Annotated in this window: 20 protein-coding genes and 3 pseudogenes; 13 read left to right on the forward strand and 10 right to left on the reverse strand. The window is 62.2% G+C overall.

Annotated elements, in window-relative coordinates; genetic code table 11:
- From CIB54_RS21640 to CIB54_RS21665, 5 genes and pseudogenes are all read right to left on the reverse strand, one after another.
- Window positions 1–137, reverse strand: a pseudogene (locus CIB54_RS21640) (arabinose ABC transporter substrate-binding protein); the annotation flags it as partial.
- A gap of 140 nt (window positions 138–277) precedes the next feature.
- Entirely contained in the window at window positions 278–1,141 is an 864-nt protein-coding gene (locus tag CIB54_RS21650; protein ID WP_065952736.1) for an SMP-30/gluconolactonase/LRE family protein, read from the reverse strand.
- Window positions 1,142–1,157: 16 nt separating this feature from the next.
- Window positions 1,158–2,738, reverse strand: a complete 1,581-nt coding sequence (locus tag CIB54_RS21655; protein WP_065952737.1) for an aldehyde dehydrogenase (NADP(+)) — start codon at window positions 2,736–2,738, stop codon at window positions 1,158–1,160.
- Between the two features lie 11 nt (window positions 2,739–2,749).
- On the reverse strand, window positions 2,750–3,739 hold the full coding sequence (gene araD1 / locus CIB54_RS21660; protein ID WP_101220913.1) for an AraD1 family protein: 990 nt from the start codon (window positions 3,737–3,739) through the stop codon (window positions 2,750–2,752).
- Window positions 3,740–3,754: 15 nt separating this feature from the next.
- Window positions 3,755–5,077 carry an MFS transporter gene (locus CIB54_RS21665; RefSeq protein WP_101220914.1) on the reverse strand — a complete coding sequence of 441 codons (1,323 nt, stop codon included), beginning with the start codon at window positions 5,075–5,077 and terminating at the stop codon, window positions 3,755–3,757.
- Between the two features lie 192 nt (window positions 5,078–5,269).
- Between CIB54_RS21665 and CIB54_RS21670 the strand changes: the two genes are divergently transcribed.
- Both CIB54_RS21670 and CIB54_RS21675 read left to right on the forward strand, forming a co-directional pair.
- Entirely contained in the window at window positions 5,270–7,006 is a 1,737-nt protein-coding gene (locus tag CIB54_RS21670) for an IlvD/Edd family dehydratase (protein ID WP_101220915.1), read from the forward strand.
- Window positions 7,007–7,054: 48 nt separating this feature from the next.
- Window positions 7,055–7,777, forward strand: a complete 723-nt coding sequence (locus CIB54_RS21675; protein WP_065952741.1) for a FadR/GntR family transcriptional regulator — start codon at window positions 7,055–7,057, stop codon at window positions 7,775–7,777.
- A 134-nt stretch (window positions 7,778–7,911) separates the two neighbouring features.
- Here CIB54_RS21675 and CIB54_RS21680 read toward each other — a convergent pair whose 3' ends face one another.
- Entirely contained in the window at window positions 7,912–10,047 is a 2,136-nt protein-coding gene (locus CIB54_RS21680) for a TonB-dependent siderophore receptor (RefSeq protein WP_101220916.1), read from the reverse strand.
- A 286-nt stretch (window positions 10,048–10,333) separates the two neighbouring features.
- Complete coding sequence (locus CIB54_RS21685) at window positions 10,334–11,425, reverse strand: NADH:flavin oxidoreductase/NADH oxidase (RefSeq protein ID WP_101220917.1); 1,092 nt, start codon at window positions 11,423–11,425, stop codon at window positions 10,334–10,336.
- Window positions 11,426–11,516: 91 nt separating this feature from the next.
- Between CIB54_RS21685 and CIB54_RS21690 the strand changes: the two genes are divergently transcribed.
- Window positions 11,517–11,816, forward strand: a complete 300-nt coding sequence (locus tag CIB54_RS21690) for an ArsR/SmtB family transcription factor (RefSeq protein WP_065952744.1) — start codon at window positions 11,517–11,519, stop codon at window positions 11,814–11,816.
- A gap of 17 nt (window positions 11,817–11,833) precedes the next feature.
- Here the strand turns inward: CIB54_RS21690 and CIB54_RS21695 are convergent, their stop codons facing one another.
- Together CIB54_RS21695 and CIB54_RS21700 are read right to left on the reverse strand one after the other, a co-directional pair.
- A complete protein-coding gene (locus tag CIB54_RS21695; protein ID WP_101220918.1) occupies window positions 11,834–12,859 on the reverse strand; it encodes a GGDEF domain-containing protein in 1,026 nt (341 codons plus the stop codon).
- Between the two features lie 2 nt (window positions 12,860–12,861).
- Window positions 12,862–13,713, reverse strand: coding sequence for a hypothetical protein (locus CIB54_RS21700; RefSeq protein WP_175413314.1), 852 nt, complete (start codon window positions 13,711–13,713; stop codon window positions 12,862–12,864).
- Window positions 13,714–14,055: 342 nt separating this feature from the next.
- On the opposite strand from CIB54_RS21700, the gene CIB54_RS21705 reads away from it, so the two are divergent.
- The 10 genes and pseudogenes from CIB54_RS21705 (at window position 14,056) to CIB54_RS21745 (ending at window position 22,383) form a co-directional block, all read left to right on the forward strand.
- Window positions 14,056–14,946 (forward strand): bestrophin family protein, encoded by an 891-nt coding sequence (locus CIB54_RS21705; protein WP_065952747.1) that lies wholly within the window; start codon window positions 14,056–14,058, stop codon window positions 14,944–14,946.
- Window positions 14,947–15,089: 143 nt separating this feature from the next.
- Window positions 15,090–16,169 (forward strand): annotated as a pseudogene (locus tag CIB54_RS28040) (cache domain-containing protein); the annotation flags it as partial.
- A gap of 348 nt (window positions 16,170–16,517) precedes the next feature.
- Window positions 16,518–17,033, forward strand: a pseudogene (locus CIB54_RS28045) (methyl-accepting chemotaxis protein); the annotation flags it as partial.
- A gap of 165 nt (window positions 17,034–17,198) precedes the next feature.
- Complete coding sequence (locus CIB54_RS21715; RefSeq protein ID WP_049708911.1) at window positions 17,199–17,789, forward strand: amino acid synthesis family protein; 591 nt, start codon at window positions 17,199–17,201, stop codon at window positions 17,787–17,789.
- Window positions 17,790–17,828: 39 nt separating this feature from the next.
- Window positions 17,829–18,662, forward strand: coding sequence for an alpha/beta fold hydrolase (locus tag CIB54_RS21720; RefSeq protein ID WP_101220920.1), 834 nt, complete (start codon window positions 17,829–17,831; stop codon window positions 18,660–18,662).
- On the forward strand, window positions 18,659–20,140 hold the full coding sequence (locus CIB54_RS21725; protein WP_065952750.1) for an aldehyde dehydrogenase: 1,482 nt from the start codon (window positions 18,659–18,661) through the stop codon (window positions 20,138–20,140). The genes CIB54_RS21720 and CIB54_RS21725 overlap by 4 nt, the downstream gene beginning before the upstream one ends.
- 12 nt (window positions 20,141–20,152) lie before the next feature.
- On the forward strand, window positions 20,153–20,638 hold the full coding sequence (locus tag CIB54_RS21730; protein WP_065952751.1) for a flavin reductase family protein: 486 nt from the start codon (window positions 20,153–20,155) through the stop codon (window positions 20,636–20,638).
- Between the two features lie 13 nt (window positions 20,639–20,651).
- The gene (locus tag CIB54_RS21735; protein WP_065952752.1) at window positions 20,652–21,041 is read left to right on the forward strand and encodes a carboxymuconolactone decarboxylase family protein; all 390 of its coding nucleotides are present in this window, start codon (window positions 20,652–20,654) and stop codon (window positions 21,039–21,041) included.
- 23 nt (window positions 21,042–21,064) lie between these two features.
- The gene (locus CIB54_RS21740; RefSeq protein WP_065952753.1) at window positions 21,065–21,817 is read left to right on the forward strand and encodes a GntR family transcriptional regulator; all 753 of its coding nucleotides are present in this window, start codon (window positions 21,065–21,067) and stop codon (window positions 21,815–21,817) included.
- A 2-nt stretch (window positions 21,818–21,819) separates the two neighbouring features.
- The gene (locus CIB54_RS21745; protein WP_065952754.1) at window positions 21,820–22,383 is read left to right on the forward strand and encodes an NUDIX hydrolase; all 564 of its coding nucleotides are present in this window, start codon (window positions 21,820–21,822) and stop codon (window positions 22,381–22,383) included.
- Window positions 22,384–22,524: 141 nt separating this feature from the next.
- On the opposite strand, the gene CIB54_RS21750 is transcribed toward CIB54_RS21745, so the two are convergent.
- The gene (locus CIB54_RS21750) at window positions 22,525–22,818 is read right to left on the reverse strand and encodes a DUF1330 domain-containing protein (RefSeq protein ID WP_101220921.1); all 294 of its coding nucleotides are present in this window, start codon (window positions 22,816–22,818) and stop codon (window positions 22,525–22,527) included.
- Between the last annotated feature and the right edge of the window lie 28 nt (window positions 22,819–22,846).

Raw genomic sequence — 22,846 nt, forward strand, 5'->3', positions numbered from 1 at the left:
AACCAGGGTTCTTCGGCCTGTTTGACCAGGAAGCCGATCTTCACTTCTTCAGCGGCCAGCAACAGCCCGCTCAAGCTCATGGCCGAGACCGCCACAGCGGCGCAGCACAGGGAACGCAAACCAGGACGACGATTCATACGGGTGACTCCTTGTTGTTGTTTTGTGTTTTTTTTGTAGGAGCGAGCTTGCTCGCGAAAAACCTGAGAGCCCCGCGTTCATCCAGGATGAACGCGTTGTCGTTGACGTTTTTTCGCGGGCAAGCCCGCTCCTACAGGGTTTATCCGGCAAAGCGATGGCAAGGTTTGCCAGGGACATCAACTTCTATGGCCAGCACCGCACCGTCCAGGGGGTGAGCCAGGGGGCTGGCGGCGCTGGTGATATACAGGGTGGTGAGGTTGGGGCCACCGAACACACAACTGGTCGGACGGCTGACCGGCAGTTCGATGATGCGGTCCACCTGACCGTCAGGCGCAAGGCGCAGCAGGCAACTGCCGTCCCAGCGCGCATTCCAGATATAGCCTTGCGCGTCCATGGCCGAGCCGTCCGGCCCGCCGCGCTCGTGCGGACCGAACCACACCTGTGCCGGTGCAAGCTGGCCATCGGCGTGGATCGAATGCTGATAGAGCGTGCCATCCAGGCTGTCGCCAAAGTGCACCTGGCTACCCTCCTCGTTCCACAGCAAGGTATTGGGAATGCCCAGCCCGCTGAGCAACGGCGTGACCTGCGCATCGGCATCGATGCGAAACAGGCCGCCGGAGCGTCGCGTGACGGGCAGGTCTTCACCCTGCTCGCCGATATTGTTTTGCATGGTGCCCAGCCACAGTCGGCCCTGGGCATCACAGCGCGCTTCATTGCCACGGTTGCCCGCTTGCGGGTCGGCGACGCACAGCAGGGTCAAGGCTTCGGTGCTCAAGTCCAGCCGGTACACACCGCTGCTCAGGGTCACCAGTGCATCGCCGCTTTCACAGGGAATGAACGCCGAGACGTGCTCGGGCAATTGCCAGACCCGCAACTGCCCGCCCATCAGGCGCAGCGCCTGCCGGGCGGCGATATCCACCCAATAAAGGGCCTGGGACCGCCCATCCCAGAACGGCCCTTCGCCCAACCGGGCACGGTGTGAGGTGACTGCGCTCAACGTCATGAAGCCTCCGGGTGACTTACAGCGATTCGCGAGACGGCGCGCCATCCACCAGCCGCTGGATACGCAGCGGGTTGGCGTTCTTCAGCGCGTCGGGCAGCAGGCTGTCAGGGTAGTTCTGGAAGCACACCGGGCGCAGGAAACGATCGATGGCCAAGGTGCCGACCGAGGTGCCACGGGCATCGGAGGTGGCCGGGTATGGCCCGCCGTGCACCATCGAATCGCAGACTTCCACGCCGGTGGGGTAACCGTTGAGCAGGATGCGCCCGACTTTCTGCTCCAGCAGCGGCGTCAGCTCGGCGAACTGTTGCAGATCGGCCGGCTCGCCAATGATCGTAGCCGTCAACTGCCCGTGCAGGCCGTGCAAGGCGGCGCTGAGCTGGGCCTGGTCGGCGACTTCGACAAACACCGTGGTGGGGCCGAAGACTTCTTCCTGCAGCACTTCGTCGCCGTCGATCAACAGGCGTGCATCGGCTTTGAACAGTTGCGGCTGCGCCTGGTTGCCCGATTGCGCGTTGCCTGCCAGGTGCTCGATCCCGGCGTGGGACCGGAGTTTTTCCAGGCCCTTGCCGTAGCTGCCCAGGGTACCGGCGTTGAGCATGGTCTGCGCCGGTTGATCGGCGATCAGTTGCGCCACTTGTTGAGTAAATGCCGTGAATTCGGGCGACGCGATGCCGATCACCAGGCCTGGGTTGGTGCAGAACTGGCCGCAGCCTTGCACCACCGAAGCGGTCAGGTCGCGGGCCACGCTTTCAGCCCGTGCCTTGAGGGCCTGGGGCAATACGATCACCGGGTTGATGCTCGACATCTCGGCAAACACCGGGATCGGTTGCGGGCGTGCTGCCGCCATGTCGCACAGGGCACGGCCGCCCTTGAGCGAACCGGTAAAGCCCACTGCCTGGATCGCCGGATGCTTGACCAGCGCTTCGCCGACGCCGCCGCCAAAGATCATGTTGAATACACCGGCTGGCATCTCGGTGGCTTCTGCTGCGCGGATGATCGCGTTGGCGACCTGTTCGGCCGTGGCCATGTGACCGCTGTGCGCCTTGAAGACCACCGGGCAGCCTGCCGCCAACGCCGCCGCGGTATCGCCACCCGCCGTGGAAAAAGCCAGCGGGAAGTTGCTTGCGCCAAACACGGCCACCGGGCCGAGGCCGATGCGGTATTGACGCAGGTCCGGGCGTGGCAGCGGCTGGCGATCCGGCAGTGCCTTGTCGATGCGTGCACCGTAGAAATCACCGCGTCGCAGCACGCTTGCGAACAGGCGCATCTGGCCGCTGGTACGCCCACGCTCGCCCTTGATACGCGCAGCCGGCAAGGCGGTTTCGCGGCACACCAACTCGACGAAGTTATCGCTCAGGGCATCCAGTTCGTCGGCGATCGCATCCAGAAACTGCGCGCGCCGTGCCGCACTCAATGCGCGGTAGGCGGGATATGCCTGCGCGGCCGCCTTGGCGGCGGCGTCGACTTCTTCCGGGGTGGCCTGATAGAAATCCTGAGGCAAGGCCTGGCCGGTGGTCGCGTCGACGCTTTGCAGCTTGACGCTGCCGTTGGCGCTGCGCTGGCCGCCGATATAGTTGTGGCCGAGGAACTGGGTCATGGGGCTCTCCTTTAAAGGGTGATGACGTTGCCGGGTTCGAATGCCGCATCGCTGCTGCCGACACGGTTGACCAGCGGCGCGCCGAACTCGGCCTGGCTGATCTCGAACACATCGCCGGCCTGGGTACGTATACCGTCGGCAAATGACAGCGTGGCGGTGCCGAAGAAGTGAATATGCACATCGCCGGGCTTGAGGAACTGACGGTATTTGAAGTGGTGGTACTCGAGGTTTTCCAGGCTGTGGCACATATTGGCCTCGCCGCTGAGGAATTCGTTCCGCCAGATTTCCTCGCCGTTGCGCAGGATACGGCTGGTGCCCGCCAGGTGCTGGGGCAACTCGCCCACGCGCACTTCCGGGCCATAGCTGCAACTGCGCAGTTTGGAATGGGCCAGGTACAGGTAGTTCTTGCGCTCCATGATGTGGTCGGAGAACTCGTTACCCACCGCAAAGCCCACACGATAGGGCTTGCTGTCCGGGCCGATCACGTAGAGGCCACCGATTTCCGGCTCTTCACCGGCATCTTCGGCAAACGGCGGCACCGGGAAGGCAGCGCCCGGGCGCACGACGGTGCTGCCGTCGCCCTTGTAGAACCACTCCGGTTGTACGCCCGCCTGGCCGGCCGCCGGCTTGCCGCCCTCCACGCCCCATTTGAAGATGCGCATGGTGTCGGTCAAGGCGGTCTCGTCGCCGGCCTGGTGCATCTTGTCGCGTGCCGAGGCGCTGCCCAGGTGGGTCAGGCCGGTGCCGCTGATCAGCATGTGCGCGGGGTCCGGATGATCCAGCGGCGGCAGGACCTTCAGGTCGGCCAGCAGGCTCGCATAGTCGTGGCTGTCGCCCAGACCGAGGCCGTTCACCTGTTGTTCCAGGCTCACGCCCGCTTCGATGGCGGCCAGGGCCAGTTCGCGCACGCTGCGCGCCGTGCGCACCTCACGCAGTTGACTGCCCGCGACGACGCCGACGCGGCGTTCGCCGTTGCTTGACTCGAACTGAACTAAACGCATGAATTTTCTCCCAGATTAAGGTCGTGTGGCGCCACGGGCGCTGGCGGCGAATTGGTCGACGGGCAGCACATGCTTGCGCTCCAGCACGCGGTAGACCACGCCGGTCAAGACCAGCCCGAACACCATCACCGCAGACAGGAAATACAGGCCCGAGGCCAGGTTGCCGGTGTATTCCTTGAGCGCACCGATCACGAACGGGCCGATATAGCCGCCGAGGTTGCCCACCGAGTTGATCAACGCAATACCCGCCGCCGCACTGGCGCCGGCAAAGAACCGCCCCGGCAAGGTCCAGAACACCGCCGTGCAGGAAAACATGGCGAATGCGGCCAGGCACAGCGCGGCCATTTGCAGCACTGGCGCGCTCAGCCAGGCGCTTGAGAACAGGCCGATGGCGCCCAGCACATAGAGCACGGCGAGATGGCCATAACGGTCGTTCAGGCGGTCGGAACTGCGCGGAATGATCAGCAAACCGATGATGCCGAACAGGTAGGGCACGGCCGAGATGAAGCCGGTAGTGAGGTCACTGCCGCCAAACTGCTTGATCAAGGTCGGCAGCCACAGGCCCAGGCCGTAGATGCTCAGGGTCACCGGCAGGTAGAACAGCGCCAGCAGCAACACGCGTTTGTCTTTCAACGCATGCAGCGGGTTGCCGTGGCGGGTCTGGCCGTAGGCTTGCAGGTCTTTGTTCAACTCACCCGTGAGCCAGGCCTTTTCTTGCTCGCTCATCCACTTGACCTGTTTGGGACCGTCCGGCAGGTAACGCAGCACCGGCCAGGTCAGCAGGATCGCCGGGGTGCCGATCACGATAAACAGCCACTGCCAGCCGTGCAGGCCGAGAATCCCATCCATGCCCAGCAGGCCGCCCGACACCGGGCCGGTGATCATCATCGCGATGGGTTGGGAGAGAATGAACAGCCCGAGGATCTTGCCGCGATGGCGCACCGGGAACCATTGGGTGATGTAGTACAAAACGCCGGGAAAGAACCCCGCCTCGGCCGCGCCAAGCAGAAAGCGCATCACATAGAAGCTGTGCGGCCCCTGCACAAAGGCCATGCCGATGGTGATGGTGCCCCAGGTGATCATGATGCGCGCAAACCAGCGCCGCGCGCCGAAGCGGTCGAGCATCAGGTTGCTGGGAATCTCGAACAGGAAGTAGCCAATGAAGAACAACCCCGCGCCCAGGCCATAGGCCGCATCGCCGATGCCGACGTCGGCGCCCATGTGCAGCTTGGCGAAGCCCACGGCGGAGCGGTCCACGTAGGCAATCAGGTACAGCAGGATCAGGAAGGGAATCAGTTTCAGCGTGATGCGCCGAATAAGCCGCAGTTCCTGGCTCATGGGGTCGATCTCCGATTGTTGTTTTTATAGAAGCTCGGGGGACGCCTCTCGCGAAAATCCGCCAGGGTCATACCTCAGTTGAGAAAGACTATATAGTAGGACTATTTACAAAACAACTCTTCCAAAGCTTGGTTTTTGCGCTTATGTTTAGCTACGGTTAGAACATATAGTCATACAATAAGAGAATCGATCATGTCTGATAAAAAGCCCGGCCTACGCTCCGCCCAGTGGTTCGGTACTGCCGACAAGAACGGCTTCATGTACCGCAGCTGGATGAAGAACCAGGGCATTGCCGACCATCAGTTCCATGGCAAGCCGATCATCGGCATCTGCAACACCTGGTCGGAGCTGACCCCGTGCAACGCGCATTTCCGCCAGATCGCCGAGCACGTCAAACGCGGCGTGATCGAAGCCGGTGGCTTCCCGGTGGAATTTCCGGTGTTCTCCAACGGCGAATCCAACCTGCGCCCTACCGCCATGCTCACGCGCAACCTGGCGAGCATGGATGTGGAAGAGGCGATTCGCGGCAACCCGATCGATGGCGTGGTGTTGCTGACCGGCTGCGACAAAACCACCCCGGCGCTGCTGATGGGCGCCGCCAGTTGCGATGTGCCGGCCATCGTTGTCACCGGCGGGCCGATGCTCAACGGCAAGCACAAGGGCCAGGACATCGGCTCGGGCACGGTGGTGTGGCAGCTCAGCGAACAGGTCAAGGCCGGCACCATCACCCTGGATGATTTCCTTGCGGCCGAAGGCGGCATGTCGCGCTCGGCGGGTACCTGCAACACCATGGGCACCGCGTCGACCATGGCCTGCATGGCCGAGGCGCTGGGCACTTCCCTGCCGCACAACGCAGCGATCCCGGCGGTGGATGCGCGGCGTTACGTACTGGCGCACATGTCGGGCATGCGCGCGGTGGAGATGGTGCGTGAAGACTTGAAGCTGTCGAAAATCCTCACCAAGGAAGCCTTCGAAAACGCGATCCGCGTGAACGCGGCCATCGGCGGTTCGACCAACGCGGTGATTCACCTGAAAGCCATCGCCGGGCGCATCGGCGTCGAGCTCGACCTGGATGACTGGACCCGCATCGGACGTGGCATGCCGACCATCGTCGATTTGCAGCCGTCGGGGCGCTTTTTGATGGAGGAGTTCTACTACGCCGGTGGCCTGCCCGCCGTGTTGCGACGCCTGGGCGAAGCCGACCTGATCCCGCACCCGAACGCCCTGACCGTGAACGGCAAGTCGCTGGGCGAGAATACCAAGGACTCACCGATCTACGGCCAGGACCAGGTGATCCGCACCCTCGACAACCCGATCCGCGCCGACGGCGGCATCTGCGTGCTGCGCGGCAACCTGGCGCCACTGGGTGCGGTGCTCAAGCCGTCTGCCGCCAGCGCCGAGCTGATGCAGCACCGGGGCCGCGCGGTGGTGTTCGAAAACTTCGACATGTACAAGGCCCGCATCAACGACCCCGAGCTGGACGTGGACGCCAACTCGATCCTGGTCATGAAAAACTGCGGGCCCAAGGGTTACCCAGGCATGGCCGAGGTCGGCAATATGGGCCTGCCGGCCAAGCTGCTGGCCCAGGGCGTGACGGATATGGTGCGCATTTCCGATGCGCGCATGAGTGGCACCGCTTACGGCACGGTGGTGCTGCACGTGGCGCCGGAAGCCGCGGCCGGCGGGCCCTTGGCCGCGGTGAAGGAAGGCGACTGGATCGAACTGGACTGCGCCAATGGCCGCTTGCACCTGGACATCCCCGACGCAGAGCTGGCGGCGCGCATGGCCGACCTGGCGCCCACCGAAAAACTCATCGTCGGCGGCTATCGCCAGCTGTACATCGACCATGTGCTGCAGGCCGACCAGGGCTGCGACTTTGACTTCCTGGTGGGCTGCCGTGGCGCCGAAGTCCCACGGCATTCCCACTAATTGGGATGCTATGATGCGGCGAATCTAAGCCAGAGCCTGCCCGTCGTTATGGATCACCAGCCGCCCAAGCCGCGCAAGAGCATGCATGCCCAGATCGTTCAGGACTTGGGCATGCACATCGTTTCCGGTCGCTTCAAGCCCGAAGAAAGACTGCCCATGGAAGCCACGCTGTGCGAGGAATACAAGGTCAGCCGTTCGGTGCTCCGCGAAGCGACCCGGGTGCTCAGCGCCAAGGGCCTGGTGTATTCCAAGCCCCGGGTGGGCGCCGTGGTGCGGCCGCGCTTGAAATGGCACCTGCTCGACCCGGACGTGCTGTCCTGGTTGATGCAGTCCACGCCCCACAGTGAATTCTTCAACACCCTGGCCGGGGTGCGGCGCATTCTCGAACCGGAAATCGCCGCCATGGCCGCGACCACCGCCACCGACGAAGACATCGCCACCATCGAACACGCCTACCAGGGCATGGAAACCGCCAAGACCCACGACGAGCTGTTGCAGGCCGACCTGGATTTTCACCGCGCGATCGCCGACGCCACGCGCAACGACCTGCTCGCCTACATGTGCAACATGCTCTCGCTGCCCTTGCGCGAATCGATCAACATCACCAACCGCCGCCCGGACATCCAGGGCCTGAGCCTGCCCCGGCACAAGGCGATTCTGACCGCGATCCAGAACCGCGATGCACTGGGCGCGCGGCATGCCTCGCTGGTGCAGCTGGATGACACGCGGGTGGCGCTGGATACGGTGATGAATGTGTTGACGCCGTTGTAGCGCGCCCAGGGTATAAATGGGATCAAATGTGGGAGGGGCTTACCCCCGATGGCAGTGGATCAGTCTCAATATTTTTGACTGATACACCGCCATCGGGGGCAAGCCCCCTCCCACATCTGGAACTGTGTACAACCTCAGAGGGTGTAGGCGATTCCGACCTGCACCGTGCGCGGTGCGCCTGGGTAGGCGTAGATATTGCCGAAGGCGCCCTCTTCATACTCACGGTTAAACAGGTTTTTCACGTCCAGATTGACGCGTACCTGTTCGTTGATTTTGTAGTAACCAAGCAGATCGACCACGGTGTACGCGTCCATCGAGAAGGCCGTGTTGGCGGTCTGGCCGGCGCGCTGGTCGACGTATTTGCCGCCGGCGCCAAGGCCCAGCCCTTTCAGAGCGCCGTCCTGGAACTCGTAGACGTTGAGCAGGCTGAAGCTGTTGCGCGGGATGTTCATCAAGCGCGTGCCGGAGCGCAATGTGTTGTCGCGGGTGACTTCGGCATCCACGTAGGCGTAACCGCCGATCATGCGCCACTCGGGTGTGAGGTTGCCCGCCACGTTCAAGTCGAACCCGCGGCTGCGCACCTGGCCGGCAGCGACGCTGAAGGTGTTGTCCACCGGGTCGGTGGTCAGCACGTTTTTCTTGTCGATCTGGTAGATCGCCGCGTCGACGCTCAGTTGGCGGTCAAGCGCTTCCCACTTGATGCCCATCTCGTAGGACTTGCCCTTCTCCGGTGCGAAACCACCGCCCTCACGGCTGGCGCCGGTGTTGGGCTTGAACGAACGTGCGGCGTCGGCATACACCGCGACGGTGTCGGTAAGATCGTAGATCACCCCCACTCGCGGGGTGACGGCATTGTCGGCGGCCTGCCAGTTTTTACTGCCCGGCACGAAGGTGTCGTAAGCGTGTTCAAAACGTTCGAAGCGCGCACCCGCGAGCACTTTCAAGCGTTCGGTCAAGGCGACCTGATCCTGCACAAACGCGGCGTAGGTCTTGAGGTTTTCTTTGTCGTGGGTGGGCGTGCGGGTCAGCGCCGGACGAGGCTGGCCGTACACCGGGTTGAAGATGTCGATTGGGTAAGTCCCCGCAGCGGCGCTGGAACGCTGGATGATCGACTTGTAATCGTAGTCCTCGTACTCCACGCCTGTGAGCAGGGTGTGGTCGAACCCGCCAGTGGAAAAATGCCCGGTCAGGTTGAGCTGGTAGTCCTTGTCGGTCCACTCCAGCTTGCGGTAGTTGAAGTTGCGCTGCAGGGTGCGGCCATCGGCGCCCAGGCTGCCCGGCCCGTTGGCCTCGATGGCGTTGCCTTTCAAACTGCCGTCCAGCCACTGGAAGCCGCCGCCGAGGGTCCAGTTGTCGTTGAGCGCATGTTCGAAACGCAATTGCGCCATGTTGTTGTCGTTGTGCAGCTTGCCGGCGTCCTTGTCGCCCCAGAACGTATCGCGCGAGGGCGTGCCGCGCTGGTTGGGCAAGCGCGTCAGGCCACGGTCCAGCGGATGATTGTTGCGCATGAAGTCGCCTTCGAAGATCACCTTGGTGTCATCGCTGGCCTGCCAGGTGATAACCGGCGCCACGCCGTAACGCTCGGTCTCGACGTGATCGCGAAAGGTGTCGCCGCCCTCGCCCACCACGTTCAGGCGATAGGCCAGGCGGCCTTCTTCGTCCAGCGGGCCGGAGGCGTCCAGGGTGCCGCGCTGCAAGCCCTGGTCATTGACTTGGCTGCCCAGGGTGACGCTGCGTTCGGCCAGCGGCTGCTTGGACACCACGTTGAACGTGCCACCCGGGTCGCCACGGCCGTAGAGCATGGTCGCGGGGCCGCGCAATACCTCCAGGCGCTCGATGGTATTGGCATCCGGCATGTTCGGGTAACCCCGATTGATCGGGAAGCCGTTGCGGTAAAACTCACCGGTGGTGAAGCCACGCACGGTGAAGGTGGTCAGGCCCTGGCCACCGAAATTGTTGGCGCGGCCCACGCCGCCGGCATAGTCGAGGGCATCCTGCAGGCGCGTTGCGCCGATGTCTTCAACCACATCCTTGGACACCACGCTGATGGACTGCGGGGTTTCATGAATCGAAGTGTCGGTGCGCGTCGCACTGGCTGATCGTGTGGCGTGGTAGCCCTGCACCGGTCCCTGGGCCGACTCGAAATCCGCCGTGGCGGTCACATTGGTCGCTTGCAGCTCAATGCCGGCTTTGTCAGCAGGGGCGTCCTCTGCCCAGGTAAAGGGCGAAAACGCCTGAAGCACACAGATGGAAATCAGGGTACGACGCATGGATGTTGAACCTAGTGAATGAGCCAGATGGGGCGGCAAACCTGCCAAGAATTCGCCGCGCATCATATATCAAACAATTCTCGTTTGATATCGGTTCTCATTTGTTGTTTTTCGTGTATCAACTTTGTATGGAGTGACTCGGAATTATCTGAGGCATGAAAAACAAAATGTGGGAGGGGGCTTGCCCCCGATAGCGGTGTATCAGTCGAAACTATCGAGACTGACCCACTGCTATCGGGCGCAAGCCCCCTCCCACAGGAAAGCGGCTACCCTACAACCCGCTAGCTCAGCGATAGCGTTCCAACCAATGCGCGTAAGGCGCCGGCAGGGTCCAGGACGATTTGTCCACGCCCAGCTCCTTGGCCGCAAAGTAGGCCCAATGCGGATCCGCCAGGTGCGCACGGCCCACCGACACCAGGTCAAGATGCCCGGCCTGCAGCGCGCCTTCGGCCAGTTGCGGCGTACCAAAGCCCCATGCCGACGTCACCGGAATGCCCGCTTCGCGGCGCACACGCTCGGCGATCGGGCCCATGAAGGCCGGCCCCCACGGGATGTTGGTGTCGGGAATGGTGAACCCGACGCTGACGCTCAGCAGGTCCAGACCACCGGCCTTGAAGCGGCGAGCCAGTTCGATGGACTCGGTCAGGGTCTGCTCGTCGCGACCGTCGTATTCGATCACACCGAAGCGTGCGGTAAGCGGCAGGTTTTCTGGCCAGACTTCACGCACGGCGGCCAGGGTTTCCAGAAGGAAGCGGCTGCGGTTGTCGAAGCTGCCACCGTAGGCGTCGGTACGCTGGTTGGAGTGTTCGGAGAAAAAGCTCTGGCCCAGGTAACCATGAGCGAAGTGCAGTTCGATCCACTCAAAACCGGCATCACGGGCGCGACGGGCGGCGTCGACGAAATCCTGCTGGACGCGGGCGATATCGTCCAGGGTCATGGCACGCGGCACGTTGGGCAGGTTCGCGCCGAACGCGATCGCCGACGGGGCGATGGTTTCCCAGCTACGGGCATCCGAGGCAGGGATGTGGTCGTCACCTTCCCATGGACGATTGGCGCTGGCTTTGCGACCGGCGTGGGCAATCTGGATGCCCGGTACGGAACCTGCGGCCTTGATGGCCTTGACCATCGGCACGAAGGCCTCGGCATGAGCATCGCTCCAGATACCGGCGCAGCCTGGGGTGATACGCCCCTCGGGCGCGACGGCAGTGGCCTCGACCACCAGCAGGCCGGCACCGCCGCGGGCCATGCCGGCCAGGTGCACGTGGTGCCAATCATTGACCATGCCGTCGTCGGCCATGTATTGGCACATCGGTGGAATGGCAATGCGATTGCGCAGGGTAACGTCTTTGAGTTTGAACGGTTCGAATAAAGCAGACATCAGATACTCCGAGGGAAAGGTGAGTGATTCGATAGTTCGATGGTAATCGAACTATGGTATTCAGTGCTACCCCCCTGTTATGATTCGCCCCATGCGCGCCTTCAAACACCCTACCCCGCAAGAACTCACGCTGGAGCGTCTGCTCTACGCTCTCAGCGACCCCGTGCGCCTGGACATCGTGCGCTGCCTGGCCGGCGTGCCCGAAGCCACCTGTGGCGAACTGGACGGTGGGCGACCCAAATCCAGCATGTCCCATCACTTCAGGGTATTGCGCGACGCCGGCCTGGTGAACACGCGCAATGTGGGCACCACCCACATGAACTCATTGCGGCGTGAAGAGCTCGAGGAGCGCTTCCCCGGGTTGCTGGCCAGTGTGCTGGCCCAGCGCTGACCGACTCGACCCGCGCTTCAGGCCGCGACGGGGCGCAGCGGTGCGCCATCCAGATGCACACAGTCCTTGCCATTGCGCTTGGCGCCATACAGGTTCTTGTCGGCGATCTTGAGTACCATCGACAGTTCGTCACCTGACGCAAAGCGCGCCATGCCGGCACTGCACGTATAGTTGTGCGGGGCCGCGACGCTGCAACGGATCGCCTGCAGCAAATCCAGCACAAACTCGCAGGCAAACGCCGGGTCATCGCCTTGCAACAGCACCCCGAACTCTTCCCCGCCGATCCTGCCAAAGCTGTAGCTGCCTTTGGCGTTTTTCAGGCAGAGCGCCATGGCGCGCAGAATCTTGTCCCCGACGTCGTGGCCATACAGGTCGTTCATGGCCTTGAAACTGTCGATGTCGAGCATGATGAAGTAGCCACCGTGGCCACTGTCGAGCAACTTTTCGAAGCTCTGCATGAACGCTCGCCGGTTGAGGATAGACGTCAGGTAATCGGTCTCGGCCAAGGCGCGAAACTCACTTTCCACCAGCAACACCGAACGCAGGTTCTTCAAGTACGAGTAACTGAGGATAAAACCGATCGACACCGACGAGGCGCAAAATATCAACAGATAACCCTGGGTTGCGGCATACAGCTCGGCCTGCATGGGCGACCACAGGATGAGCCACACCGACAGCGCGCCGACCAGATAGTCCTGAACGCTGATAAACAGGATGGCACTGCCGACCACCAGGGTGACCGCCAAGGGCAAGCCATAGATACGCAGTTGCGGATTCAAGTGAATCACATAGGCAAACCCCACGGACAACAGCACGATATAGATCACCCCCAGCAATCGCCACAGCAGAAAGTTCGTGGTCAGCGAATGAACACGGCAGACAAGCAACAGGCCAAGGGTGACACTCAACATACAGAGATCGAACAGCGTGGCCTGGATCCAACCGATACCGGTCCAGGCAATGATGCCTATCCATTCGGCTTGCGTGACCGCAGGCGACAGCAACCTGCGCATCCTGGGTCTTAACTTCAAGTGAGCCGGCATCCTTACGCTCCCATTTCAATAGCATGCAGGCCTACCGCAAATGAAAAGGCCATGAACCGCTTTACCAGGCTGACGAAGGGTGGCAGCACTTCCAGGCGGGTCTTGGAGTGCGCTTTGAAATAGCCCTTTTCCACGCCTTCTTGAACCATTCGGATAATGTGGGTCTTGGACACCGAAAGTTGCTTGGCCAATGCCAGATAGGACGATGACCTGAACGTTGCCCGATCATTTTCCGGCGCAAAGGCATCGTTATAAATGGCCAGCATCAACAGGTGTCCGGCGTCTCTTTTCACCAGCCAGTAACACTCGGGCAGCAATACATCGACCGTAAGGTCGGCGTCGAGAATAATGGCAAAGCCCCTGAAGTAGAGGGCCAGGAAGCCGCGATCATCCAACTCGCGCATTTGCCGGAAGATCGCCCGGTCAGGGTACAGCCGCGCCAACGACTCAGTGAGCGAGGTCAACATCAAGCGTGCTTCGCGGCAGGCCTCGTCCGAGGGCGCATACACCCGAAAACGACTGTCTTCCGGGTGCGGCGCCACCTCCATGAAGCCCAGCGCGCGTAGTAACAGAAACATTGACTCCAGGCTGTTTTTCGAACAATACCTGCGCGTTACGCACAGGGTTTTAACTTCGGACAACAACGGTAACGGTGTGGCGAAGTACTCACTCAATAACGCAAACGACACCATCAAACGACTGTATTTAAGTGCACTCTTGTAGAAAAACGGTCGTCTGGAATAGGGCACGAGCAGCACGTGGTAATGCGCTCTCAAGCACGATTCAAAATCCTTATGACGTTCGAGCGCTTGCGCGGTATTACACATAGCCGACTTCAACGAACTGACATGCATGAAAGAGCCCTGATCATCCAACTTGATTCCTGATCTCAGCTACGAAATCCCTGCAGCCCGGCCCCAAAACAAATCACGTGGTAAACCCTGCGGTTAATGGCTTTTTGCCTCGAACGCAATGTACAGCGATTGCTGCGCAAGACGTCATCAATACCAAAGTTGTTCCAGTTTCCCGGGTGGCCTCAGGCCTCGGCAGTTCGAAGATGCTTCCTGTTACATTCCTGCCGACACAGGGCCTTGCCGTGACTAAAACATCCAACCGGGTCTCGCCGGGCGAACCTTCATCCGCCATCGGCGTCGTAACCTGGCACTGTCGCCAACTGCACGCCGCGAGGTTCTCGTTTGAAAGCTGCCCTTCTCAAGAAATACCGCCTGATCATCAAGACCATGGGCTATGTGGGCTGGGCCCTGTTCTGGCTGTTGTTGTGGGATATCGCCGTCACGGTGGATTTCATGCTATTCCTCAACACCAAGATCAACCTGCCGCTGATGCCCCTGACCTTGCTGGGTTCGGCGCTGGTGGTGCTGATCAGCTTTCGTAACAGCAGTGCCTACAACCGCTGGTGGGAAGCGCGCACCTTATGGGGCGCGATGGTCAACAACTCGCGCAGCTTCGCGCGCCAGGTGCTGACCCTGCTGGACGACCCCGACAGCGAAGTGAACCCGATCAAATCCACCCTGCTGCGCCGTCATGTGGCCTATGTGAATTGCCTGGCCGCGCACCTCAAGGGCGAGCCCTGCCCGGAGGAAGTGCGCGCGTTCATCCCTGACGAGGAATTCGCGCGCAATGGCGCCACCAACAACTTTGCCAACGATATTCTCACCGGCTCGGCCGCCTTGCTGGCGCGCGAATACAAGGCCGGTCACCTGGACAGCATCCGCCTTGCGCGACTGGAGTCGACCCTGGTGGACCTGTCCAATGCCCAGGGCGGCATGGAGCGCATCGCCAACACGCCGCTGCCCTACCCTTACGTGTATTTCCCACGGCTGTTCATCTCGCTGTTTTGCCTGATCGTCCCCGTGGGCCTGGTGGAATCCCTCGGCTGGTTCACCCCGCTGGCCTCTACGGTGGTGGGCTTCATGCTGCTGGCGATCGAACGTATCGGCACCGACCTGCAAAGCCCGTTTCGCTCCAGCGAACATCAGATCCAAATGGAAGCGATCTGCGAAACCATCGAGAAGAACCTGCAGTCCATGCGCCGCGACGCCCTGGCCGGCGATCAGATCGGCTGAGTCCCCGCCCTTCCCCCTCAAGTGCCGGCGCCCTCGGTCGATAAACCGAGGGTACGCATGGCCTCGCCCCCATAACAACGCATGCGACGCTTAGCACGACCGTTTCCCCCTTGCCAAAACTATAAATACCCGCGGGTGAAGTCATGAATATCAAGCAGAAGCTGACATGGGCGTTTGCGGCCATCGCGTGCGTGCCGGTCATCCTGGTCGCCGTTATTGTGGTGCTGAACGTGCGCGAAGGCGCCCTCGCCAACTTTCTCGACAGCAGCGGTCGCGAGATCCGCCAGATCGACAATGGCATGAAGCAGTTTTTCGACGGCATCAGCCAGAACGTGGAGTACGTGGCCAAGGACCCGCGCGTTGTCGCGGCCAAGGACCTGAAAAGCTACGCCGGCGCGGACGCCGCGCAAATCCCCCTCACACCGACCAATACCGAACTGCTGGCGATATTCGACCAGTTCGCCAAAAGCCACCCCAGCACCGCCTACCTGTCCCTGGGCCTGCGCGACGGTGGCTACGCCAGTTGGCCGGACGACACCAAGCTGAACAACTACGACCCACGCGTGCGCCCCTGGTACCAGGCCGCCGTCGCTGCGCCGGGCAAGACCGTGCGCACCGGTGCCTACTACTGGGCCCCGGACGACGTGGTGCTGATCGGTACCGTGCGTACCGTCGCCGATGCCGCCGGCGACATTCTCGGCGTGGTCGGTCTGGACGTATCGCTCAAGCAACTCACTGAACTGGTGCGCACCATCAAGCTTGGCGACAGCGGCTACCTGATGCTGGTGGAAGGCAACGGCAACGTGCTGGTGGACCCCAGCGATGCCAAGCACAACTTCAAGCCCCTGGCCGACCTGGGCCCCAACTACGCCGAACTGGCCAAGGGCGGCGACGGTGTGACCCAGCTCGACATCGACGGCGTGGCCTACATGGCCAACGTGGTCAGCTCCAAAGACCTGGGCTGGCGCTTTATCGGGCTGATCAAGCGCGATGAAGTGATGGCCGGCGCCACCCGCCTGACCTGGTTGATCGCGGCCATCGCCGCCGTATTGGCGGTGGTGTTCGCCATCGTCGGCGCGAGTTTCGCCAGCATGATCGTGCGCCCGATTCGCGGCGTGGCCGATGGCCTGCAAGAAATCGCCGAAGGTGAAGGCGACCTCACGCGCCAGCTCAAGGTGCAAGGCAAGGACGAAACCGCCAGCCTGGCCGGCTGGTTCAACCAGTTCCTGAGCATGATCGCCCAACTGGTGCAGCGTATCGGCAACGCATCCTCCGACTTGCAGACCGCCGCCGCCGACACCAGCGAAGTGGCCAATAACATGAACCAGGCCGCCGGTCGCCAGCGCGAAGCCGTGGAACTGGTGAGCACCGCCTTCAACGAAATGGTGGCTACCGCCAATGAAGTGGCCCGCTCATGCAGCGCCGCGGCGGTGAGCGCCGACGAAGGCTATCGCGACGTGCACAACGGCCAGCAGCACATCGGCGAAGCCACCGGCAGCGTGCTCAAGCTCAGCGAAGATCTGCAGAAGTCGACCCAGACCATGCAGTTGCTGGAGCAGGACAGCCAGAACATCAACACCATTCTCGACACCATCCGTTCGATTGCCGAACAGACCAACCTGCTGGCGCTCAACGCCGCGATCGAAGCGGCCCGCGCCGGCGACCAGGGCCGCGGTTTCGCGGTGGTGGCCGACGAGGTCCGCGCCCTGGCCCGACGCACTGCCGACTCCACCGGCGAGATCGACAGCCTGCTGGGTAATCTTGCCCGTCGCACCCAGGAAGTCACCCAACAGATGCAAGGCAGTTTGCTGGTGTCGCACACCAGCGTGGAGCGCATCCAGCAGGCCCGCGACAGCTTCGACAAGATCCGTGGCTCGGTGGACTCGATCCGCGACCAGAACACCCAGATCGCCACCGCCGCCGAAGAACAGCACCAAGTGGCCGAGGAGATCAACCGGCACATCGCGCAGATTCATGCCGATGCACAGCTGGTGGAAGGATTTGCGCATACAGCGCAGACCGGGTCGGGTCGGTTGACCGATATTTCCGGCCAGCTCAAAGGCTTGGTGGGTCGCTTCAAGTTCTGACCTCCCCTCCCAAAGCAGGCGGTGAACCCTTCACCGCCTGATCGCTGCACACCTCACCTCCTCAACAACCCCGCACGCTTGCCCGGGATCTTGCCGCTCGCCTATTGCGCTTCTCGTATTATGGTATACCATCATACGCAGACCCTCACTTAAACGGAGCAGCCCATGAGTTTCGAAATCCGCAAGATCGTCAGTTATGTAGAAGAGACCTTTATCGAGGGCGGCAAAGCCTCCGACACGCCTGTGAAAATGGTCGGTCTGGCCGTGGTGCTGAAAAACCCCTGGCTGGGTCGTGGTTTTGTCGAAGACCTGAAGCCGGAGATCCGCGCCAACTGCTCCGACCTCGGCGCGCTGATGGTCGAGCGCCTGGTGGGCATCATCGGTGGCGCCGAGAACATCGAGGCCTACGGCAAAGCGGCCGTGGTGGGCGCCGATGGCGAGATCGAGCATGCGAGCGCGATCATCCATACCCTGCGCTTCGGCAACCACTACCGTGAAGCGGTCAAGGCCAAGAGCTACCTGAGCTTCACCAACAAGCGCGGCGGCCCGGGTACCTCGATCCAGATTCCGATGATGCACAAGGACGACGAAGGCCTGCGCTCGCACTACATCACCCTGGAAATGCAGATCGAAGACGCGCCGCGCGCTGACGAAATCGTCGTCGTGCTGGGCTGCGCCGATGGCGGTCGCCTGCACCCACGGATCGGCAACCGTTACATCGACCTGGAAGAGCTGGCGGCTGAAAAAGCCCAGTAAGCGACACCGGCCATAAGAAAAAGCATGCAGGAGCGCTCCATGATTCGGCTCACCGCTGAACGCACCCCGGCGGGTACCAGTTACCTGGCGACCGGCCAAGGCCAGCCTGTGGTTTTGATCCACGGCGTGGGCCTGAACAAAGAAATGTGGGGCGGGCAAATCGTTGGCCTGGCCACGAAATACCATGTAATCAGCTATGACATGCTCGGCCATGGCGCCAGCCCGCGCCCAGCCGCCGACACGCCGTTGCTCGGCTATGCGGACCAGTTGCTGGAACTGCTTGACCACCTGCAACTGCCCCAGGCCACGGTGATCGGATTTTCCATGGGCGGTTTGGTTGCACGGGCGTTTGCCCTGCATTACCCCGACCGTCTCAAAAGCCTGGTGGTACTTAATAGTGTGTTCAACCGCAGCCCCGAGCAGCGTGCCGGCGTCATAGCGCGCACGGCCCAGGCCGCCGAGCACGGTCCGGATGCGAATGCGCAAGCGGCGCTGTCGCGCTGGTTCAGCCCTGAATACCAGGCGGCCAACCCGGCGCAGATCGCCGCGTTGCGCCAGACCCTGGCGGGCAACGACCCCCAGGGCTACCTCACCACCTATGAGCTGTTTGCGACCCAGGACATGTACCGAGCCGACGACCTCAAAGGCTTGCGCGTGCCCACCCTGGTCGCCACCGGCGAACTGGACCCCGGCTCGACGCCGGAAATGGCCCGACAACTGGCCGACCGTATTCCCGGCGCCACGGTTGCGGTGCTGGCCGAGCAACGGCATATGATGCCGGTGGAATCACCGCGCCTGGTCAATAGCCTGTTGCTGGGGTTCCTGGACACCGTGTACGCCCAAAACACTCCAATAAAGGGGATCGTTGCATGACACTCGCACGCTTCCAGATGTGCATCGGCGGTGAATGGGTCGATGCCCTGTCCGGCAAGACTTTCGACAGCCTCAACCCGGCCCTGGCCGAACCCTGGGCGCAATTGCCCGATGCCGATGAAGCCGACGTGGACCGCGCCGTACAGGCCGCGCAAACGGCTTTCGAGAGTCCGGTCTGGCGCGGCCTCAGCGCCACGGCACGGGGCAAATTGCTGCGCCGCCTGGGTGACTTGATCGCCCAGAACATCGAACAACTGGCGCAATTGGAAAGCCGCGACAACGGTAAGCTGATCCGCGAGACCCGTGGCCAGGTCAGCTACCTGCCGGAATTCTTCCACTACACCGCAGGCCTGGCCGACAAGCTCGAAGGCGGCACCTTGCCGCTGGACAAACCGGACCTGTTCGCCTACACAGTGCACGAAGCCATGGGCGTGGTCGCCGCGATCATTCCGTGGAACAGCCCGTTGTACCTGACCGCAATCAAGCTCGCGCCGGCCCTCGCGGCGGGCAATACCATCGTGATCAAACCCTCGGAGCACGCCTCGGCAACCATCCTGGAATTGGCGCGCCTGGCCCTCGAAGCCGGGATCCCGCCGGGCGTGGTCAACGTGGTGACCGGCTACGGCCCGAGTACCGGCGCCGCCCTCACCCGCCATCCGCAGGTGCGCAAGATCGCTTTCACCGGCGGTGCGGCCACCGCACGGCATGTGGTGCGCAGCAGTGCGGAGAACTTCGCCAAGCTGTCGCTGGAACTGGGTGGCAAGTCACCGAATATCATTTTTGCCGACGCCGACCTCGACAGCGCCATCAACGGTGCGATTGCCGGGATCTATGCGGCGTCCGGGCAGAGTTGCGTGTCCGGTTCGCGCCTGCTGGTGCAGGATGAAATCTACGACGAATTCGTCGAGCGCCTGGTGGCACGTGCCGAGCGCATCCGCATCGGCAACCCTCTGGACGATGCCAGCGAAATGGGCCCCATGGCCACCGCCCAGCAGTTGGCCGTGGTCGAAGGGCTGGTGGCGGACGCCATCGCCGAAGGCGCACGCCTGCGCACTGGTGGCAAGCGCCCGCAGAACCTCGGTGAGGGCTGGTTCTATGAGCCGACATTGTTTGAGTGCGACGCCAACTCAATGAAAATCATGCAGGAAGAAGTGTTCGGCCCGGTGGCTTCGGTGATCCGTTTCAAGGACGAAGCCCAAGCGCTGGCGATTGCCAACGACTCGCAGTTCGGCCTTGCCGCCGGCATCTGGACCCGCGACCTGGGCCGTGCCCATCGACTGGCCCGGGACGTGCGCTCGGGGATCATCTGGGTCAACACCTACCGCGCCGTCTCGGCCATGGCGCCCATCGGCGGCTTCAAGAACAGTGGCTACGGACGCGAAAGCGGCATCGATTCGGTGCTGGCCTACACCGAGCTGAAGACGGTGTGGATCAACCTATCCCAGGCGCCCATGCCTGATCCCTTTGTGATGCGTTAAGAGGCCACACCCATGATCGAACCCGGCATTTACAAAGACGTCATGAGCTCGTTTCCTTCGGGCGTCACGGTGGTCACCACCCTCGACCCGGACGGCGGCATCGTCGGCATTACCGCCAGCGCATTCAGTGCGCTGTCGATCGACCCGGCCCTGGTGCTGTTCTGCCCCAACTACGCATCGGACACCTACCCGATCCTGCGCGACAGCAAGCGCTTCGCGATCCACCTGCTGTCCGCCGGCCAGACCGCCGAAGCCTATGCCTTCGCCAGCAAAGGCAAGGAAAAGGCCAAGGGCATCGAGTGGCACCTGAGCGACTTGGGCAACCCGCTGCTGGCCAACGCCACGGCCATCATCGAGTGCGAGTTGTGGCGCGAATACGACGGCGGCGACCACGCGATCATTGTCGGCGCGGTGAAGAACCTGATCCTGCCCACACAGCCGGTCACGCCGATGATCTATCACAAAGGCAAGCTGGGCCCGCTGCCGACCCTGGCCTGAGGAGCGCTGAACCATGAGCAACGACAAATATGCACAAGGCCTGAAAATCCGTACGCAGGTCTTGGGTGAAGCCTACGTACAGCGTTCAATCGACAATGCCGATGACTTCACCCGACCACTGCAGGAGATGGTCACCGAGTACTGCTGGGGCCATGTGTGGGGCCGGGAGGGTTTGTCGCTTAAGGAACGCAGCATGATAAACTTGGCAATGATTTCGGCCCTCAATCGGCCTCACGAACTCAAGCTGCACGTGCGCGGCGCCTTGCGCAACGGGCTGAGTCGTGAACAAATACGCGAAATTCTGCTTCAGGTCGGCATTTATTGCGGGGTTCCCGCCGCCGTGGACAGCTTCCGGCTGGCCCGTGAAGCCTTCGCGCAAGCCGATGCCGAGGCCTCCAGTTAACCGCTACATTCAGAGCAAACCCCATGAAACGCGCGCCCCTCGACGACAGCTTCAAGGTCAATCACAACCCGGTCACCCTGCGCGAAATCGTGCTGGAGAAACTGCGCAGCGCCATCATGAATTTCCAGCTGCTGCCCGGTGACCGCCTGGTGGAGCGCGACCTGTGCGACCGCCTTGGCGTCAGCCGCACGTCGGTGCGCGAAGCGTTGCGCCACCTGGAGTCCGAAGGCCTGGTGGAATTCGCCGATGCAAAGGGCCCGCAGGTGGCGATCATCACCCTGGCCGATGCCGTCGATATCTATGAACTGCGCTGCGTGCTCGAAGGCTTGATCGTGCAGCTGTTCACCCTGCGCGCCAAGGCCAAGGACATCAAGGCCCTGGAAAAAGCCCTCGAGGAAAACCGCAAGGCCCTCAAGGAAGGCGAACTGCAGCAAGTGATCGACTCCGTGCAGGGCTTCTACGATGTGTTGCTCGAAGGCTCCGGCAACCACGTGGCCGCCACGCAATTGCGCCAGTTGCAGGCGCGCATCAGCTACCTGCGCGCAACCTCGGTGTCCCAGCAGAACCGGCGTGGCGCCAGCAACCAGGAAATGGAACGCATGGTCCAGGCGATCAAGAGCGGCGACCCCCTTGCCGCCCACCAGGCCTGCGTCGATCACGTGCGTGCGGCGGCAGCCGTGGCCCTGGATTACCTCAAGCGCAAACAGGAAGAAACCGGCAAGCTCCCCGAGATAACCCTGCCCATCGCGCTCAAAGAACCGCGCATAGGTCACTGACCGTGCCCAGCCCCAGCTTCTGCCCGACCTGCGGCGGCCGTGACCTTAGTCATCAGCTGCCACCGGGCGACACCCACGAGCGCCTGATGTGCCGGGGCTGCGGCTACATCCACTATATCAACCCCAAGATCATCGCCGGATGCATCATCGAGCAGGACGGCAAATACCTGCTGTGCCAGCGCGCAATCCCTCCGCGCCCCGGCACCTGGACGCTGCCGGCGGGCTTCATGGAAGGTGGCGAAACCACCGAAGAAGCGGCGTTGCGCGAAGTCTGGGAAGAAACCGGTGTGCGCGCCGAGATCGTGTCGCCCTACTCGATCTTCAGCGTGCCGAAGATCAGCGAGGTGTACATCATCTTCCGTGCCATCGCGCTGGAGACCACCGGCCAGTTCGGCCCGGAAACCCTGGCCTACACATTCTTCGCCCCCGAAAACATCCCCTGGGACAGCATCTACTACCCGGCGATCCGGCAGATCCTGGAGCGCTATATCGAAGAGCGCCAGGCGGGGGTGTACGGCATCTATATGGGGAATGATGACAGCGGCAAGATTCACTTCATGCGCTGATCTTCAGCCCAGAATCAGTTCAAAATGTGGGAGGGGGCTTGCCCCCGATAGCGGCCTGTCAGTCAGCTTGTTTATAACTGACCCACCGCCATCGGGGGCAAGCCCCCTCCCACATTTGGACCACACTCGGTCTCGTGTGGCCTAGGATGCCAGCCCTTCCACGATTATGATCTGCGCCTCCCCCACCCCCGCTCTGTGCCCCTTCGCCTCCTGATATTCAGCAGACTCATAGCACGCCACCGCCTGCTCGTAGCTATCAAACTCAATCACCACATTGCGCTGCCGTGCCGGCCCGCCTTCCAGCGCCTCACTGCGCCCGCCCCTGGCCAGAAATCGTCCGCCGAACTTCGCAAACGCCGCCGGGGCGCGCTGGGTGTACTGGGTGTATTGCTCTGCATCGGACACGTCCACATGGGCAATCCAATAGGCCTTCATCGAGACATCCTCTTGTTTGGAATTTGTG

Origin of the sequence: Pseudomonas fluorescens (assembly GCF_002837185.1) — a bacterium.
Classification (GTDB): Bacteria; Pseudomonadota; Gammaproteobacteria; order Pseudomonadales; family Pseudomonadaceae; genus Aquipseudomonas; species Aquipseudomonas fluorescens_AM.

What these genes read in the sequence shown, in the direction of transcription:
- CIB54_RS21665 (WP_101220914.1), bottom strand. Translation starts at nt 5,077, where the DNA reads ATGAGCCAGGAACTGCGGCTTATTCGGCGCATCACGCTGAAACTGATT.
- CIB54_RS21735 (WP_065952752.1), top strand. Translation starts at nt 20,652, where the DNA reads ATGAGCAACGACAAATATGCACAAGGCCTGAAAATCCGTACGCAGGTC.
- CIB54_RS21650 (WP_065952736.1), bottom strand. Translation starts at nt 1,141, where the DNA reads ATGACGTTGAGCGCAGTCACCTCACACCGTGCCCGGTTGGGCGAAGGG.
- araD1 (WP_101220913.1), bottom strand. Translation starts at nt 3,739, where the DNA reads ATGCGTTTAGTTCAGTTCGAGTCAAGCAACGGCGAACGCCGCGTCGGC.
- CIB54_RS21695 (WP_101220918.1), bottom strand. Translation starts at nt 12,859, where the DNA reads ATGCCGGCTCACTTGAAGTTAAGACCCAGGATGCGCAGGTTGCTGTCG.
- CIB54_RS21750 (WP_101220921.1), bottom strand. Translation starts at nt 22,818, where the DNA reads ATGAAGGCCTATTGGATTGCCCATGTGGACGTGTCCGATGCAGAGCAA.
- CIB54_RS21675 (WP_065952741.1), top strand. Translation starts at nt 7,055, where the DNA reads ATGGATCACCAGCCGCCCAAGCCGCGCAAGAGCATGCATGCCCAGATC.
- CIB54_RS21715 (WP_049708911.1), top strand. Translation starts at nt 17,199, where the DNA reads ATGAGTTTCGAAATCCGCAAGATCGTCAGTTATGTAGAAGAGACCTTT.
- CIB54_RS21690 (WP_065952744.1), top strand. Translation starts at nt 11,517, where the DNA reads ATGCGCGCCTTCAAACACCCTACCCCGCAAGAACTCACGCTGGAGCGT.
- CIB54_RS21730 (WP_065952751.1), top strand. Translation starts at nt 20,153, where the DNA reads ATGATCGAACCCGGCATTTACAAAGACGTCATGAGCTCGTTTCCTTCG.
- CIB54_RS21725 (WP_065952750.1), top strand. Translation starts at nt 18,659, where the DNA reads ATGACACTCGCACGCTTCCAGATGTGCATCGGCGGTGAATGGGTCGAT.
- CIB54_RS21720 (WP_101220920.1), top strand. Translation starts at nt 17,829, where the DNA reads ATGATTCGGCTCACCGCTGAACGCACCCCGGCGGGTACCAGTTACCTG.
- CIB54_RS21700 (WP_175413314.1), bottom strand. Translation starts at nt 13,713, where the DNA reads ATGCATGTCAGTTCGTTGAAGTCGGCTATGTGTAATACCGCGCAAGCG.
- CIB54_RS21740 (WP_065952753.1), top strand. Translation starts at nt 21,065, where the DNA reads ATGAAACGCGCGCCCCTCGACGACAGCTTCAAGGTCAATCACAACCCG.
- CIB54_RS21655 (WP_065952737.1), bottom strand. Translation starts at nt 2,738, where the DNA reads ATGACCCAGTTCCTCGGCCACAACTATATCGGCGGCCAGCGCAGCGCC.
- CIB54_RS21680 (WP_101220916.1), bottom strand. Translation starts at nt 10,047, where the DNA reads ATGCGTCGTACCCTGATTTCCATCTGTGTGCTTCAGGCGTTTTCGCCC.
- CIB54_RS21670 (WP_101220915.1), top strand. Translation starts at nt 5,270, where the DNA reads ATGTCTGATAAAAAGCCCGGCCTACGCTCCGCCCAGTGGTTCGGTACT.
- CIB54_RS21685 (WP_101220917.1), bottom strand. Translation starts at nt 11,425, where the DNA reads ATGTCTGCTTTATTCGAACCGTTCAAACTCAAAGACGTTACCCTGCGC.